We start from the raw sequence: 1705 nt of genomic DNA on the forward strand, positions 1-1705 counted from the left end.
CGCCCCGCGGGGTCGGGAGCCGCGGGTGAGGAGCGTGGGTCGTTGACGGGGCCGGTACGGGCCCGCTGTATAGGCTCGTGGCGGGCGGTCCGCCCGGCGCGTCCCGCCCGTCACCGGACGGGCCTGCTCGGCGGGCCACGGGCCGCGGGCGCGGACTTGAGCGATCGTCAGGAGTGCTGCCGTGGGACCCACAGAGACAGCGTCCGCGCCCGGCGGCCTCGGCTGGAACCGGCGGACGGCCATGCTCGCGCTGCTGTCCTTCGCCATGCTGATCGTCTCGCTCGACCAGTACATCGTGGTGGTGGCCCTGCCCGACATCGCCCGTGACCTCGGCTATTCCGCGCGGACGCTCCAGTCGGTCATCAGCGCCTACGCGGTGGCCTCGGCCGGCTTCCTGCTGTTCGGCGGGCGCGCCGCCGACCTGCTCGGACGGCGCCGCATCCTGGTCGCCGGCCTCGCCCTGTACGCCGGGGCGTCGCTCGCGGGCGCCCTCGCGACCGGGCCCGGCCTGCTCCTGGCCGCCCGCGCCGTCCAGGGTCTGGGCGGGGCCCTCGTCTTCCCCACCACACTGGCCCTCATCAACACCACCTTCGCCGAAGGCCTGGCCCGCAACCGCGCCTTGGGCATCTGGGGAGGGGCGGGCGCGGCCGGGCTCGTCATCGGTGTGCTGCTCGGCGGTGTGCTGACGCAGGTGTTCGGCTGGGAGGCGGTCTTCCTCGTCAACGTGGCCCTGGCCGTCCCCGCACTGCTGCTCGCCTTCGCACTGGTCCCCCGCGACGGTGCGAGGGAGAAGGGCCGCACCTTCGACCTGCCCGGTGCGCTCAGCGTGACGTCCGGTGTCACCCTCATCGTGTTCGCCCTCGTACAGGGGCCCGGTCTGGGCTGGCTCTCGCCCGGCATCCTGGCGTGCGCGGTGGCGGGCCCGGTGCTGATCGCGGCCTTCGTCGCCATCGAGCGGCGCAGCGGCGACCCGCTCATGCCGCCGGGTCTGCTCGCCAACCCCCATCTGGTCACCGGCGTCGTCATCGCGTTCATGTTCATGGCGACGTTCGGCTCCGTGCTCTACTTCCTGTCCGTCTACTTCCAGGAGGTGCTGGGCTACGACGCCCTGCAGACGGGGGCCGGGTTCCTCATCCCCACGGCGGTAGTGGTGGCCGGCTCGACCGCCGCGGGCCGGCTCGTGACGCGGTTCGGGCTGCGGCCGACCCTGGCCGCGTCCTTGGCCGTCGGCGCGCTCGGTGCGCTCGTACTCGGCCTCGCCGTCACGCCCGACGGCAGCTACGCCCCGCTGGTTCCCGGCCTCGTGGCGCTCGGCATCGGTGACGGGGTGGTCTTCACCGCCATGTTCATCGCCGCCGCCACCGGAGTCCCCGACCGGCAGCAGGGCATCGCCTCCGGTATCGCCTCCACCGGCTCGGGCGCGGGCGCGGCGGTCGGCCTCGCCGTCCTCGTACTGGTCGCGACCGCCGGCCTCGACGGGCTCTCCGGCGAACGGCTCCGAACCGCCACCGCCGACGGGATCAGCACGGCGCTCTTCTGCGTGGCGGGCGGGATCGCGCTGACCTTCCTGGTCGCCGTACGCCGGTGCCCGACGCCGTCCGCCCCGCAGCCGACTCCCGTGCCGTACCAGACCCGTCGCTGCTGACGGCGTCCGGAGCCCGCCGGAGGGGCGGTGGGGGCGGTGCGGCCGGCCCGCGGGCCGGCC

The 1705-nt window shown here is 74.8% G+C and carries 1 protein-coding gene; it reads left to right on the forward strand.

Features of this window, described 5'->3' with window-relative positions:
- Positions 1-181: 181 nt before the first annotated feature.
- Positions 182-1645, forward strand: coding sequence for an MFS transporter (locus tag AB0D66_RS34515; RefSeq protein WP_362311096.1), 1464 nt, complete (start codon positions 182-184; stop codon positions 1643-1645).
- The last annotated feature ends 60 nt before the right edge of the window (positions 1646-1705 follow it).

It is taken from the genome of Streptomyces sp. NPDC048270 (genome assembly GCF_040652335.1).
Lineage (GTDB): Bacteria > Actinomycetota > Actinomycetes > Streptomycetales > Streptomycetaceae > Streptomyces.